15 protein-coding genes are annotated in these 14,306 nt (G+C 53.9%); 1 reads left to right on the top strand and 14 read right to left on the bottom strand.

Going from position 1 to position 14,306, the window contains the following annotated elements; all coding sequences use genetic code 11:
- Positions 1-57 precede the first annotated feature (57 nt).
- The 7 genes from RHP47_RS02305 to msrB form a co-directional block, all read right to left on the bottom strand.
- Positions 58-1,803 carry a ribonuclease J gene (locus tag RHP47_RS02305; protein ID WP_310840948.1) on the bottom strand — a complete coding sequence of 582 codons (1,746 nt, stop codon included), beginning with the start codon at positions 1,801-1,803 and terminating at the stop codon, positions 58-60.
- A 59-nt stretch (positions 1,804-1,862) separates the two neighbouring features.
- Positions 1,863-2,753, bottom strand: coding sequence for a 4-hydroxy-tetrahydrodipicolinate synthase (gene dapA, locus RHP47_RS02300; RefSeq protein ID WP_310840946.1), 891 nt, complete (start codon positions 2,751-2,753; stop codon positions 1,863-1,865).
- The gene (locus RHP47_RS02295) at positions 2,746-3,003 is read right to left on the bottom strand and encodes a hypothetical protein (RefSeq protein ID WP_190278169.1); all 258 of its coding nucleotides are present in this window, start codon (positions 3,001-3,003) and stop codon (positions 2,746-2,748) included. The genes dapA and RHP47_RS02295 overlap by 8 nt, the downstream gene beginning before the upstream one ends.
- 6 nt (positions 3,004-3,009) lie before the next feature.
- Entirely contained in the window at positions 3,010-3,831 is an 822-nt protein-coding gene (gene proC, locus RHP47_RS02290) for a pyrroline-5-carboxylate reductase (protein ID WP_286626424.1), read from the bottom strand.
- Positions 3,806-4,375 carry a cell division protein SepF gene (locus tag RHP47_RS02285; protein ID WP_286626422.1) on the bottom strand — a complete coding sequence of 190 codons (570 nt, stop codon included), beginning with the start codon at positions 4,373-4,375 and terminating at the stop codon, positions 3,806-3,808. The genes proC and RHP47_RS02285 overlap by 26 nt, the downstream gene beginning before the upstream one ends.
- Positions 4,376-4,661: 286 nt before the next feature.
- Entirely contained in the window at positions 4,662-6,842 is a 2,181-nt protein-coding gene (locus RHP47_RS02280) for a GAF domain-containing protein (protein WP_302679766.1), read from the bottom strand.
- Positions 6,842-7,246 (bottom strand): peptide-methionine (R)-S-oxide reductase MsrB, encoded by a 405-nt coding sequence (gene msrB / locus RHP47_RS02275; protein ID WP_149817785.1) that lies wholly within the window; start codon positions 7,244-7,246, stop codon positions 6,842-6,844. Before msrB ends, RHP47_RS02280 begins: the two co-directional genes overlap by 1 nt.
- A 158-nt stretch (positions 7,247-7,404) precedes the next feature.
- On the opposite strand from msrB, the gene RHP47_RS02270 reads away from it, so the two are divergent.
- Entirely contained in the window at positions 7,405-8,751 is a 1,347-nt protein-coding gene (locus RHP47_RS02270; protein ID WP_302679764.1) for an isochorismate synthase MenF, read from the top strand.
- On the opposite strand, the gene RHP47_RS02265 is transcribed toward RHP47_RS02270, so the two are convergent.
- The 7 genes from RHP47_RS02265 to RHP47_RS02235 all read right to left on the bottom strand — a co-directional run bounded on the left by RHP47_RS02265 (position 8,748) and on the right by RHP47_RS02235 (position 14,259).
- The gene (locus RHP47_RS02265) at positions 8,748-9,032 is read right to left on the bottom strand and encodes a hypothetical protein (RefSeq protein WP_149821604.1); all 285 of its coding nucleotides are present in this window, start codon (positions 9,030-9,032) and stop codon (positions 8,748-8,750) included. The two genes, RHP47_RS02270 and RHP47_RS02265, sit on opposite strands and share 4 nt — an antisense overlap.
- A 203-nt stretch (positions 9,033-9,235) precedes the next feature.
- Positions 9,236-10,384, bottom strand: coding sequence for a ferredoxin--NADP reductase (gene petH, locus RHP47_RS02260; protein ID WP_149817780.1), 1,149 nt, complete (start codon positions 10,382-10,384; stop codon positions 9,236-9,238).
- Between the two features lie 147 nt (positions 10,385-10,531).
- Positions 10,532-11,554: a diguanylate cyclase domain-containing protein gene (locus tag RHP47_RS02255; protein WP_149817778.1), complete on the bottom strand. Its 1,023-nt coding sequence runs from the start codon at positions 11,552-11,554 to the stop codon at positions 10,532-10,534.
- 34 nt (positions 11,555-11,588) lie between these two features.
- Entirely contained in the window at positions 11,589-12,131 is a 543-nt protein-coding gene (locus tag RHP47_RS02250) for a methanogen output domain 1-containing protein (RefSeq protein WP_310840943.1), read from the bottom strand.
- Between the two features lie 241 nt (positions 12,132-12,372).
- Complete coding sequence (locus RHP47_RS02245) at positions 12,373-12,837, bottom strand: PAM68 family protein (protein WP_149817774.1); 465 nt, start codon at positions 12,835-12,837, stop codon at positions 12,373-12,375.
- 5 nt (positions 12,838-12,842) lie between these two features.
- Positions 12,843-13,112: a 30S ribosomal protein S15 gene (gene rpsO / locus RHP47_RS02240; protein ID WP_149821602.1), complete on the bottom strand. Its 270-nt coding sequence runs from the start codon at positions 13,110-13,112 to the stop codon at positions 12,843-12,845.
- Between the two features lie 106 nt (positions 13,113-13,218).
- Positions 13,219-14,259 (bottom strand): LysR family transcriptional regulator, encoded by a 1,041-nt coding sequence (locus RHP47_RS02235; RefSeq protein ID WP_149817772.1) that lies wholly within the window; start codon positions 14,257-14,259, stop codon positions 13,219-13,221.
- Positions 14,260-14,306 lie beyond the last annotated feature (47 nt).

Genomic DNA, 14,306 nt, shown 5'->3' with positions numbered 1-14,306 from the left:
AAACGGGCAGGGATGCCCTACAAAATAGGCACCTTCTCCTGCCCAAGGGGCTTGATGCTAGCCAACCACAGAAGCCGTGCTGCGACGCCGCCGAATTCCTGTCGTCACAGTGGGGGTGACTTCGATGGGTTGCAGAAGCAATAGGACTGAGGCATTGCCCTGAAGTTCACGGCGCACCAGTCGCACCAGTTCCCGTTCAATGTGGGCTTTGACCCCTGCCCAATCGATATCGCCGTTGCGGGCATATTCACTCCAGCGATCGCTCAAAGCGGTTTCGACCGTGGCATGTACCCAAGCCTGCCAAGCCTGTGGCTCAATCGCCGTGACCACACCCCGCAGGTGGACTTCAGGAGTAGCTTTCAGACTGCCATCAGTACCCACCGCCACCGCCACGGTGATAATCCCTTCCTCAGCCAGTTGTTGTCGCTCTTGCAGCACATGGGCTTTGACAATGCCACCGCGATCCAGTAACTCAATGCCAGCAGGCACCTTATCGACGACCCGAATCGAGTCACGGGTGAGTTCCACCACATCGCCGTTGTCAATAATCACCATATTCTCCGGGGGAATGCCCATGCTCTGAGCCGTTTGGGCGTGTTTCACCAGCATGCGGTGCTCGCCATGTACGGGTAAAAAGAACTTGGGCTTGGTCAACGCCAGCATCAGCTTTTGATCCTCTTGGCAGGCATGGCCAGAGACGTGGATGCCCTGTTCGCGACCGTAGATGACTTTGGCGCCTTGCATCATCAGGCGATCGATCATGTTCACCACGGCAATCGTGTTCCCCGGAATGGGGTGAGCTGAGAGAATCACAGTATCGCCGGGGCGAATTTTAATTTTGTTGTGTTCTCCTTTGGAAATCCGCGTCAGGGCAGATAGGGGTTCCCCTTGGGAGCCAGTGGTCAGGTACATCACCTGATGATCGGGGTACTTGTGCATCATGTGCAGTGGCACAAAGAGATCGTCTGGGCAGTGAATGTAGCCCAACTGCCGCGCATGGGCAATGACATTGAGCATCGATCGCCCCAAGACCGAAACCACGCGGCCATGCTTTTGCGCCAATTCCAAGGCCATACTGAGGCGATGTACCGAAGAGGCAAAGGTGGTAAAAATAATCCGCCCCTCTGCTTGGCTAAAGGCACGATCCAAGTTGGGAAACACCGATCGCTCCGAGGGGGTGTGGCCGGGCACTTCCGAATTGGTGGAGTCACTAATGAGACAGAGAACTCCCTTTTCTCCATGTTCTGCCAGCCGCTGAATGTCAAAGCACTCGCCATCAACGGGGGTAAAGTCAAACTTGAAATCCCCGGTGTGGATAATCACGCCAATGGGGGTATGAATCGCCACGGAGAAGCTATCGGCAATGGAATGGGTATTGCGGATATACTCCACAAGGAAGTTTTTGCCCAAACGCACCATCTCCCGCGGCTGTACCGTGCGCAGTTCGGTGCGATCGCCCACCCCTGCCTCTTCCAGCTTCCCTTGGAGCAGTGCCATCGCAAGACGCGGGCCATAGATGACGGGAATATCAAACTGCTTGAGGTGAAAGGCAATGCCACCAATGTGATCCTCGTGGCCATGGGTCACAATCATTCCCTTGATTTTTTCGCGGTTTTGCCGCAGGTACGTCATATCGGGTAAGACGATATTCACCCCATGCATGCCATCAGTGGGAAAAGCTAACCCTGCGTCCAGCAAAATAATTTCATCTTGGAATTCAAAAACACAGGTGTTCTTGCCAATTTCGTGCAGCCCACCGAGGGGAATAATTTTTAGGGCAGCAGTTGCAGCGGATTGACTCATAGGTCTCCTTACGATGAAACAACAAAAAAGGTGCAGCTTGGGAAATGCCCAGCGTTGTCTTAAGACTTCAGTAGGCCAAGAGCATCTAAAACAGGCTTCAATTGGCTAATCACAGCGTCACTCGCAGATGTGAGGGGCAGTCGGGGAGTACCCACCGCCCAACCTTGCAGGCTGAGGGCAGCTTTAATCGGAATCGGATTCGTCGTCACAAATAAAACCTTGAACAGGGGCAATAGTTGACAATGAATAGCAGTCGCTGTCGCTGTGTCGCCTTGGATAAAAGCTTGGATCATCTCTTGAATGCGGGGGCCAACAAGGTGACTGGCCACACTGACGACACCATAACCACCCACGGCCAGCAATGGCAACGTTAGGGAATCATCCCCAGAGTAAATGCGAAAATGTGGCGGCAGCTGGGCACGAAGGGTGCTGGCTTGATCAAGGCTGCCGCTGGCTTCTTTGATGGCAACAATGTTTGGGTAGTCAGCAAGGCGGATCACTGTTTCTGGTAGCAGGTTCTGCCCTGTGCGGCCGGGGATGTTGTAGAGCATGAGGGGAAAGTCCGGCACCGCCTGGGCGATCGCCTGAAAATGGGCATAGAGTCCTTCTTGGGGGGGTTTGTTGTAATAGGGTACCACCAAGAGGGCACCATCAAGTCCTAATTCGGCGGCTTTTGCAGTGGCTTCAATCGCTTCACGGGTGGAGTTGGAACCCGTACCTGCAATCACCTTGGCTTTGCCTGCCACAGCCTGCTGCACCGTTTGAAAGAGTTGAAATTCCTCTTCCCAAGTGAGGGTGGGGGACTCGCCCGTGGTGCCACAAACCACAATGCTATCGGAGCCATTGGCCACAAGGTGCTGTGCCAGTTCTGCCGCCACATCGTAGGCGATCGCGCCATCGGCTGTAAATGGCGTAATCATGGCGGTAATCACACGTCCAAAGTCAGTCACAGTCCACCCTCAGCCAAGTCCTGTTGAGTTGCCGAATTGTGACCGCGCGGCTGTACACGCGCCGGCGATCGCCCCCACCACCACTCCGACGGCGAATCCCCAACAGGGGAGACAACAGACGCCAGTAGCAAATTTGGCTCAAACTCAAGGCAGTGATGGCAGTGACACAGGCAAAGTAGTCAATGAACACCACCTTCCCATCTAAGCCTTCGATGGCGGGGGGGGCAGCGGTTGTGGGAGAGTTGGGCATAGGCACTTAGTTGAGGGCTTGGGCACGCTCGTAGGCCGCTTTTACCGTTTGCATGAGGGTTCCACGCACACCAGCAGCTTCCAGTACTTCGAGACCCGCAATGGTTGTCCCCGCAGGACTGGTGACCGCATCCTTGAGTTGCGCTGGATGCAGCCCGCGCTCATTAAGTAATTGTACTGTGCCTGCTATTGTGCCATAAACGAGTTCCTGTGTCAGCGATCGCGACAAGCCCACCGCCACCCCCGCATCGCACAAGGCCTCCACAATAAGGGCAATAAAGGCAGGCCCTGAGCCAGAAAGTGCAGTGACCGCATCCATTTGCCCTTCACTGACGGCCACCACTTGCCCTAGCACACCTAACAAATTCTTAATTTTTGCGATCTCTGCTTCAGTCGCTGCACTATCGCTAGCAAGGGCAATCACGCCGGCGCCCACTTGGGCTGGTGTATTCGGCATGGCGCGAAAGATCAACCGCTGGGGAAAAAGCCGCCGCAGCCGCCCACTGTTAATCCCTGCCATGATGGAAAGGGCAACGCCAGTGCCCTGAGCTACCGGCGTATCCGCCAGTTCTGACTCAATATCGGCAAAGACCTGTGGCTTGACCGCCAGTAGGAGCGTTTCGGCGGTAGCGACCTCTAGGTTCGTTGTCACCCTAACCCCATAGGTGTGGGCTAGATACTGCTGCCGCTGGGGCGATCGCGCCGATACCCACACCTGCTCTGGCAATAGACCATCTGCCAGCAACCGCGAAAGCATTGCTTCCGCCATGCGGCCACAGCCAATGATCCCCAGGGCAGGCACCCTAGGCACTGCGCTGTTGTTGGGCATCCATTCCCCAAGCTGGTGATGGGGCAACCGGTGTTGCGGCTGGGCGCACTCCCCCCACTTGCGTACTCACTTGGACACAGCTTGGCGTAAAGAGGAAAATACTCTCACCAATGCGCTCTTGGTGGCCATCAATCGTGAACGTGGCACCAGCAACAAAATCCACTGAGCGTTGGGCTTGCTCCGGCTCCATCAAGGTCAGATTTAGCACCACAGACTTCCGCTCTTTAAGAGCCTTGATCACCTCAGGCATTTCACTAAAACTGCGGGGCTGCATCACCAAAACTTCCGCCACTGCCCCCCACCAACGACCGGCATTGGGCATCCCAATCACATTCGAAGGAGCTGATCCCGTCGGCACTGAGCCAGTGGCAACTGAGGGAGACGGACTGGCGTCACAGTCGTGACTCAGGGTTGGCCGCGATGCGGGCAGCGATTCCACGTCGGATTCCGTGGTTAGTGTTCGTGCCGTTCTTTGAGGGTATTCCTCATCGTAGATGTCAGTCTCTGGGGTTAGGCCCATGAGGTCACGGAGTTTGCCCAACATAACGACTCACTATTGCTCCCAATAAATGTATGAGTTGTAAGAATTTTCTGACATGCCGTAGCTGAGTCACCGCGACAGGTCAGAGGGATAAAAACCAAATGAATATGTTTCATGTCTTAACAATCCTAGTTTCGTGGCTAAAAGGGAACCTATGCACAAACGGCCACGAGAGTTGAGTTAAAACAGGAAGGTTCAACTGGCCATTTTACAGGAAACCGAGACAAAAAGATGAGGTTGGCCTTAAGTGTCTCGCTTTTGCCTTGGGTTTGTCAAGGGTAATGATGCCTTATGTTGGTCTGGCTATGGGAATGCGAAACCAAAAAGTAGCCCCCTGCGGGTGGTTGTCTTCAACCCCTATCTCACCACCATGGGCCGTAATAATTTGCCGACACAGGTATAGCCCTAAACCAATACCGGTGCGATGGTGACTTTCCCGGCCACGGTAATACAGATCAAAGAGGCGCGATCGCTGGTCAGAGCCAATACCGACCCCATTATCCTGAACGGTGCAGTAAGCCATGTCCTCCTGAACCTCTGCTGTGAGGGTGATTGTTAGGCCGGGGCGATTGTGTTTCAGGGCATTGCTAATCAAATTCTCATAGACCCGCCGCAGTTGGATGGGATCAGCGCGAACTAGGGGTAAGGTTGGTGCCATCTGAAGCTTTACGGTGGCTTTATTTTTCTGGAGCAGCGGTTGTAGCTCCGCCACGATCGCCTTGACAAGCGTGGCTAAGGATGTGGGGGCGATCGCCAAAGAGAGGGAAGGTTGCTGATCCACGTGAATATGCAGCAGTGTTTCAATCAGATGTAGTTGCCGCTGCTGGCTATGCTGAATACAGGTCAAGGTGCTGCGGGGCACAGGAATCGTGTCGCTGGTGTTGTTCTGCAAGAGATGGTTAATCACCATCAGGGTACCTAGGACAGGGGTGCGTAAATCATGGGATACGGCGTGCAAAAAGACATCCTTGAGGTGGTTGAGTTCCTCTAGTTCACGCATTTTTTGCTGCAACTGCTCGGTACGCTCGGCCACCTGCTGTTCCAAGTTGGCATTTAAGGCCGCCAGTTGTTGATAAAGTTCTGCCTGTTGCAGGGCGATCGCCACCTGAGTCGCCAACTGCTCCAAAAAAGCGCGCTCGTAGGGCTGCCACTCTCGCGGGCGGTCACATTGGTGGACTCCCAGTAAAAAGCACGGGCCCTGGGGCTGATGTTGGATCGGAATCAGCAGACAAGACTGGATATGGTGCGCTGCATACACCTGTCGCAGATGGGGATCAAGCATTTCCCGCTCGCAGGAGAGTGTGGCCGGTGTGGTCAGCAGCCGTGAACGGTAATGCACGTTTTGCAGGAGAACCTCAAGATTCGTGTGCCATTGGGGCGCCATCGCCGCCGCCACCACTTGAATCTCCTCTGTCCTCGGATCAAAAGAGACAATAAACACGCGATCGCTGAGGAGATAGCGGCGCACTTCCACCACTGTGGTATTGAGAATCTCTGGCAGTTCCAGCGTTTGGCGAATGCGGAGGGCAATTTCCGCCAGCAGTTGTTGCCGTTGGGCAGCCAATTGTACGTTCTGTTCAGCGGTTTTGCGTTGGGTAATATCCCGTATTCCCACCACCCTCGCCCAGCGCCCCCGATAGAGAATGGATTTTCCCTGAACCTCAACAATCAGTGCTTCACCACTTTTGGTGCGAGCAAGGGCTTCAAAGGGAATATCAATGGGCTGCTGAATTCGCTCTAAAATCAGCGATCGCGCCTCTGGATGGGTCAGCAACAACACCGACTGCCCCACTAGTTCTGAAGCCGTATAGCCAAACAGCCGTTCAGTTGCGGCGTTGACATCAAGAATTGTCCCCTGCTCATGGATGACTACTGCCTCAGAGGTGGCTTGAAAGAAGGTGGCTAAGCGGGCTTCGCTTTCCTCTAGTGCTCTGAGGGCGCGGTGGCGATCGCGACTTTCCACCACCAAGGACACCAGATCCGCTAGGGAAGCGGCAAACTGCTCTTCAGCAATGGTCCACTGGCGGGGTGAACCAATGTGTTCGTGGCAGAGGATGCCAATCATGCTCCCTTCAACCCAGATGGGCACATCCAACAGCGAGGTAATGCCAAGAGGTTCTAAATAGGTCTTGCGAAACTCCCGCGTGCGGGGATCGTGCCAAGCGTCATGGGCCGTAATCGTGCGCTCCTGTTCGAGGGCAGCAAAATAGTCGGGGTAATGACTAGCGGTGAGGGTCATCCCCACCGTAAAGGCCTGGGGCGACTGCTGAAACAACTGCACACATTGAATTTGCTGGCGATCGCCCCCATAAAACCACAGACTCACCCGTGCCACATTGAGACTACGGGCACTCGTCCAGAGAATGTCCTGCAAAATCTCCTCAAAGTTTGCCCCGTGGAACGGCTGCCGCCGCGCCAGTTCTACCAAAATGCGGTTGAGACTTTGCAGTTGTTCAATCACGGGGGTCATCAAGAGGCGGCAGCGTCAGGGATAAATTCCAGTGCCGCTGAGTTAATGCAATAGCGCAGTCCCGTGGGTGGCGGGCCATCCTCAAAGACATGGCCGAGGTGGGCGTCGCAGACATTACAGAGAACCTCCGTGCGCACCATGCCATGGGACAGATCCCGCTCCATGCGGATATTTTTGGGGTCAAGGGGTTGCCAAAAACTCGGCCAGCCACTGCCAGAGTCATACTTGGTCTCAGAGCGAAAGAGCGGCGTGCCACAGCAGACACAGCGATAGAGTCCGGGCTTTTTGTTGTTCCAGTAGCAGCCCGTAAAGGCGCGCTCCGTTCCCTTCTTGCGGGTGACATAGTACTGCTCAGGGGTAAGTTGAGCTTGCCATTCCGCATCTGTTTTCACAACCTTAGCCATGCTTGCCTCAGAAATAGACAGTGATCCTACTCCTCAGCATACTTAGGCAGACAGGGAAGTTCCAGTCTTTTTGCCAAAGGTTCCCTGCCAAGGGGAAAATGTAAGGGCAATCTTGACCTTGTTTGGTTATGCCCGTTTCGCTGCCCCTTACTTTTGATTTGTCCTCTGAGTCCGAGTTTTATACTCAGGTCAGCGCTGGAATGCAGGCAGCACAGCAGGCCAATTGTCAGTTCCTGAGTTTAGGCATCTCCTTACCCACCGTTGATCCCCTGATCCTATTGGCTGGGCTGATGCAAGTCAGTGGCGAAAGTGAGCATTTTTACCTTGAGCAAGCGGGAGAGATTGTTGCTGCCTGTGGTGCGGTGGCGACCCGCAGTGTTCAGGGACATCAACGGTTTGTGGAACTCCAGCGTTTTAGTGAACAAACTCTCAGCCGCGTGTGGGCGATCGCTCCAGCCGAACCGCGCCTGTTCTGTCAATTTAGTTTTTGGGATCACCTAGGCTCTAACCGGGGGGTCTTACCCCGCTGGCAGGTGATTCAGCGTCTGGATCAGGTTTGGCTCACCCTCAGTTGTGCCCTAGAGACCAGTACACCCCATCGCCTCTGGCAAGACTGGCAACTCGTGCAGCGGGCACTGACCCACATTCTGGCTGATCCACCCCCCTGTCCACCACCACTGGCGATCGCCCTACCGCCTCTAACTGAGCAATACGGGCAATTTATTACCAGTGTCCAGCAGGCTCTCAAGCTCCTTGAGGAGGGAGACCTCGAAAAATTGGTTTTGGCCGCTGCCCTCACCCTAGAGCAGCCTCAGGGGTTCAACTGGCTGGGAACGTTGCAAAACCTGCGTCAGCAGTACGCCAATTGCTACATCTTCAGTGTTGGCCAAGAGCGGCAGCAGGTCTTTTTGGGGGCGAGTCCCGAACGCTTGGTCAAGATTGCCGATGGCGTTCTCTGTGCCGATGCTTTGGCGGGTTCCCGTCCCCGCGGGCAAACCCAACAGGAGGATCAAAGCCTGCGCAATGGCCTTTACCACAGCCCCAAGGAGCGCTACGAGCATCAGGTCATTGTTGAATTTCTCTGCCAAACCCTCCAACAGTTGGGCATGACCTGTGAGGTGCCGACCAAACCACGTATCCTTGAGCTAAGTCATATCCAACATCTGCAAACGCTGATTCAGGCCCCGCTGCCGCAACCCATTCATATTCTCCAAGGGGTGGCGGCCTTACATCCGACGCCAGCAGTGGCAGGGTATCCTGCTTCACGGGCACAGTACTGGCTGCGGCAACTGGAACCCTTTGATCGCAGTGGTTATGCTGCCCCCCTTGGTTGGGTGACACCCACCGGAGAAGGGGAATTCATTGTCGGAATTCGCTCTGCCCACCTTCAGGGCAACTCTGCCCATCTTTTTGCTGGGGCGGGGATTGTCAAAGGCTCTCACCCGGAACGGGAATGGCAGGAAATCCTGTGGAAATTTCAGACGATGATCTCTGCTTTAGCCTAGCGCAGGGGGGGCTGTTTTTTGCTCATCGTCAGCATCGGCAAGGGCTGGGAGGATTGAGGCGGCAGCGCATACTGGGGAACTTTCTCAGGGAGAGGACGTTCGGGCGATCGCTGGAGCAGGCGATAGAGCAGCGCGCTGCCCATCAAACCTAGACCCAATAGCAGCAGACCGTTGTAGCCCCCCAAGCCACCAATGGTCGAATCCACCCCTCCCATTAGCAGAAGGAAGGCGGAGATGGGTTCTTTACGGTAGGCTTTGCGCAGAAAGCGAGGATAAATCATAGGCGATCGCTGGGTACTCACCATACCATTAGAAGAATACGAGAATGCTCATGACTTGGCGTTAAATAGGCTACATTCTAGCAACCGTACGCCAAACATCTTTCAGGAACAGCTCCATCAGGCGACTTACTTCTATCCTGACAGATCCAAAGGGCAATTGGCATTGAGGAAAAAAGGGGGCGATCGCCCCCCAACTGATCTTCCTAGTAGGTTTCCACGTGCCAACGGCCTTCTTTTTTGAGCGTGCCCTTGAGGAACTCTTGCCAGTCGGCACCATTTTTGGCTGCCACTGCTGCCATTGCTTCATCAATACCCGACTCCATGCCCTTCAGACCACACATATAGACATGGGTGTTTTTCTTCTGAAGGAGTTGCCAGATTTCATCCGCATGCTCAGCAATGCGACCTTGGATGTACATCTTGCCGCCGTCGGGGGTTTTCTGCTCACGGCTAATGGCATAGGTGAGGCGGAACTGATCTGGATACTTCGCCTGAAGTTCTTCTAACTCATCCTTGTAGAGGATATTCGCGGTATAGGCAACGCCAAAGAAGAGCCATGCCAGACCCTTGAATTGATAGTCTGGATTATTTTCTTTGAACATGCGCCACAAAAAGGCACGGAAGGGAGCAATCCCCGTTCCTGTTGCCAACATAATGATCGTTGCTTCTGGATCATCGGGCAGGAGCATTTCTTTACCGACAGGCCCGGTGATTTTCACTTCATCGCCAGGTTGCAGTTGGTTCAGGTAAGAAGAACAGACCCCATAGATGGTTTCGCCGGTTTCTTTGTCTTTGTACTCTAGACGGCGCACACACAGGGAGACGGTTTTGTCATCTTGAAAGTCGCCGTGGCGGGTCGAGGCAATCGAGTAGAGGCGCAGCTTGTGGGGTTTGCCGTTGGCGTCAGTACCCGCAGGAATAATGCCAATACTTTGGCCTTCGAGATAGCGCAACTCAGTACTAGAGATGTCAAAGATGATGTGCTTGACGGTTCCCTCGCCCCCTTCGCGCACCAACTCTTCATTGGAAATGACCTTACCAACGCAGGGATTATTGGGACGATAGATATTGACGGGAATATCAACTTTCTTTTCTTTAACTGGGGCAGCACTATTATTGGATACGGGTTCCGTGGTGGCAGCCGTACCATCGAGGGGTTGAATGCTCACAATTTTGCCCCCCCAGCGGGTAATCTGCTGCATAAACTGATTCATGCGGTCATAGGGAACGTTGAAAAATTGACTGCCACTGTTGCGGATGGCATAGTCGGTTTTATCGGTTTCGGCATTTTGTCGCAGTCCCACCACTTCATAGCGAAACATCCGACTGCCAGAATTCGTCGCATTGTACATGGGCTACACGATCTCCAAAAATTTACTCAGCTTTACATTCTGCAACACAACGTCCCAACCGCGATCAACTATCACGTTTCGGCTACGGGATTGCCGTGCTTTGGCCACCCACATTATATCTAGCAGAGGCAGCTACAGGGGCTTTCCCTAGGGGTAGGGCTGAATTTCTTGGCTGGAAGAGACAGGCGCACTCATCCAAGCATAGGTTTGTAACACATAGCGATCGCGCCCTGAGCGTTTGGCCTCGTACAGGGCAGCATCAGCAGTCGCTAGCAGCTCCGCCATTGGGCAGTCCCTAAGGGTGGCGCTCACGGTGCAAATGCCGGCACTGACGGTGAGGTAGGGTTGCACTGGTGAACTGGCATGGGGAATCCCTAGGCTGCGAATGTAGTTAAAAATCCGCTCTAAAACGCAAATGGCAACGTCATGGTGGGTGTGGCGCAACAGGAGAATAAACTCTTCACCGCCATAGCGAGCCACGAGATCAGCTTCCCGCACTTGGGATTTAATGGCATGGGCAACCCGTTGCAGGGCGCGATCGCCCGCCAGATGGCCGTAGGTGTCGTTGTAGCGCTTGAAGTGATCAATATCCAGCAGAGCAATGGCAAAGGGAAGATGGGTGGTGGCCGATTCCCGCCAAGCCGACCGCAGACCGTCTTCAAAGGCACGCCGATTCGCCAATTTGGTCAGGCTGTCCTGCTGGGAGACCCCTTGGAGATGGCGATTTTCCGCCTCTAGCTGTTTTTGCCGCTGCTGTAGCTCCACAATTAGAGCTGTTTGCCGAGCCATTTGCTCTTGCAAGCGCTGAAACTGCTGCCGTTGGACGATGAACTGTCGCAGAAAACGGGGCTGGCGAAACAGGCGCAGGAGAATCAAGGGGGGCTGGCAACGGTGGATACCCACGGCTTCCACTTCGATTTTTTGTCCTTGGGGACCTCGAAGAGTGCCGGGCACCATTTGCGTCGCCTGTTGCCAGAGGGGCAGCCATTTATTGAGTTTCTCTGGGGGGGTGGCGACCAGTTCCCGAAGGTTGCAATTGAGCACACTGCTGCCAAAAAATTCACGGCCACTGGGGTTAATGGCCACAATGTTGCCTTGGACATTCATGACCAGCGTTGGCTCTGGCAACAGATCGATCCATGCGCCAATATCGAGTGTAAAGTCGCTCATCTTAACCCCGCCGGAATGTAAGGACTTGACTGGCTTAGACTGACTCAATGCGATAGTATTCTCGCCCCTTGGCCGCTGAGGCCGCAGCAGTAGGTTGGGTATAGATCACCACGTGGCACCCTTGATCCCCATTGGCGATCGCCTTTTCAATACAGACCTTGGCATAGCCCAAATGGTGCGCCACAATCACGCCAAACACATTTGAGGTCATCATGCACAACGAGGGATGACCCACCACACCACTGCCAAGGGGGCAACGCTGATTCCCTAAGATAATACGTTCCTCATCCTGCTCAATCAGGAAAAATCCCCCTTCAATGCGATTTTTGAGATCCACAAGAATTTGGGTAACCGTCTTGGCATCAAGGGGGCGATCGCCAAGGGCTTGAGTGTAGAGAGCGTTGATTTGATTGCCCATTTGCTGCCCTACAAGGGCAATAAACCCAGAGGCATCATCGAGACCCACGACATCTTCAAGGGTTTCTGCCACTAATCCCAGCAAATTTTGCAGAAAGCTAGCGGACTGTAGGCTAATGGGCAGATCTCCCACGTTTGTGCGAGTCTCAACTGGGAACATTTCCGTTGCTGTCATAGGGGTTACAAGGTTTGAGCGACTTGAGCACCCTTTGCCGTTGGTCATGCCTGAAGCAGTGTTGCCATCAAGCCCTTTTAAGGTGTTGCTGACTGTGCTCAGGTGTGACTGAAAGGGTGTAACTATATAAATCTATGGTAGATAAGCGACGGAGAATGATAAGAATCCGTAAAGAATTCCTTACATTTTATTGATGAGAGAAGCAGATGTGACTCAACGATCGCCCCTATTCGGCGTTTTGCGATCGCTGGGCTTGATAGGCCTGCCAACTCTCGATCACACGACCAAAATTGGTGCGGAATTCTCGCCAACCGAGCCAACTTCCCTGCTCGTGCTCATCCCAAGAGGCAGAAAGAATCCCATAGCTCAGCCCCAGCGCCCCAAGGCCAAAGAGACCGAGACTAGCGATGACAACGGCCACATTAGGCAACTTAAACCAGCCCTCATGGACAATGAAATAGCTGAGGGGAAACGTCATCAATCCCAAAAGCGTGGGGGTACCGCAGCAGATTGCCATCCGGGTAACCATGCGTTGGCTGACAATTTCTGGAATGCCTGTACTTTTTTTGGCTGGCTTGGCTGGGGATTTTGGGGCATTAGAACGGACGGCTGCGGCAGCAGGAGCTTTGGCAGGCTTGGTTGCTCCTTTTTTCTTTTTAGGCTCAAAAGGCAGATCCGACCGTTTTGCCATTGTCTTTAACCCCGAATTCCTAAACGTTCAATGAGTTGGCGATAGCGCTGGGCATCGTGGCGATGGATATAGGCCAGTAGCCGCTTGCGACGGCCAATAATTTTCAGCAGTCCTCGGCGAGAGGCGTGATCTTTTTTATTCGCCTTGAGATGCTCAGAAAGCTGCTTGATCCGCTCCGTGAGGATGGCAACTTGGACATCCGCAGAGCCAGTATCGGTACCGTGAATCTGGTAGGTGTTGATGATTTCTTGTTTAACGTCGTGTTGCAGGGCCATGGTCATCAGTTATGAATAGCGCGATCTATTATCATACTCCGATCTTTTGAAATAATAAACTCTCCTGAGCGCGACTATTCTGCCTGTTGGCTGCCACTGCGTTGCCCTAAGAATTACTGACATTGGTGCTGTTTTCCTCAAGGGGGGCGATCGTCAGCAGTTCCTTAAGGGGTTTTTCACTATCGGAGATGGGGGACTTGGCCGTTGTCAGTTCTGTATCAATGGCAAAGGTGGCAAATTGGGTGAGAATTTCACGGCAGAAGACCTCGGCTGCCCGCGATCGGTAGCGATTGGGATTGGTAATCAGTGACAGGGTGCGTTTCACCACCACATTTTCGATACCTATCCGCCGCAGGCTCCCCAGTTGTAACTCCTTCTCAATGGCGGAAATGGAGACAAAGGCAGCCCCCAAGCCCGACTGCACGGCGTTTTTAATCGCCTCAATGGAATTCAGCTCCATCTCCACCTTCAGGCGGCGGGGGTCAATGTTGGCGCGCTGCAGCACCTGATCAATCACCTTGCGAATGGTGGATTGGGCATCGAGGGCAATAAAGCCCAGCTTGTACAAGTCTTCTTTGGTGAGGGTTTCGGCACTAGCCAAGGGATGATCCACGGGTAAGACCAGTGCCAGTTCATCCTCCGCATAGGGGGTGATGGTAATTTGCTCGCTCAGTTCTGAGGGGACTTCGCCGCCAATAATTGCTAGATCAATTTGACCGTTGACCAAACTCCAGCAGGTGCGGCGGGTGGAATGCACATGGAGTTGAACAGCGACTTCGGGATATTTGCTGCGAAACAGGCCAATCATGCGGGGCATCAGGTAGGTGCCGGTGGTTTGGCTGGCTCCAATGATCAATGTCCCCCCCTGCAATTTTTGTAGGTCTTCGATGGCACGGCAGGCTTCATGGCACAGGGAGAGAATTTGATCGCCGTAGGCCAGTAGGAGTTGTCCGGCTTCGGTGAGTTGGGCACGGCGTCCCCCGCGGTCAAATAGGGGAACATCCAGTTGGCGTTCAAGGTTTTGCACCTGTAAACTCACTGCGGGTTGGGAGACGTAAAGGCTGTCAGCGGCTCGCTTAAAGCTTCCTTCGAGGGCGATCGCCTTCAGGATTCGCAATTGATCAAGGGAAAAGGGCAGTTCGGACATAGGCATTGAGGCCATAGGCGTGCCACTAAGAGGCGTTTTTCTGAACT

Source organism: Thermosynechococcus sp. QKsg1 (assembly GCF_031586415.1).
Taxonomy (GTDB): Bacteria; Cyanobacteriota; Cyanobacteriia; order Thermosynechococcales; family Thermosynechococcaceae; genus Thermosynechococcus.
This window is presented reverse-complemented; position numbering and strand designations above follow the sequence as displayed.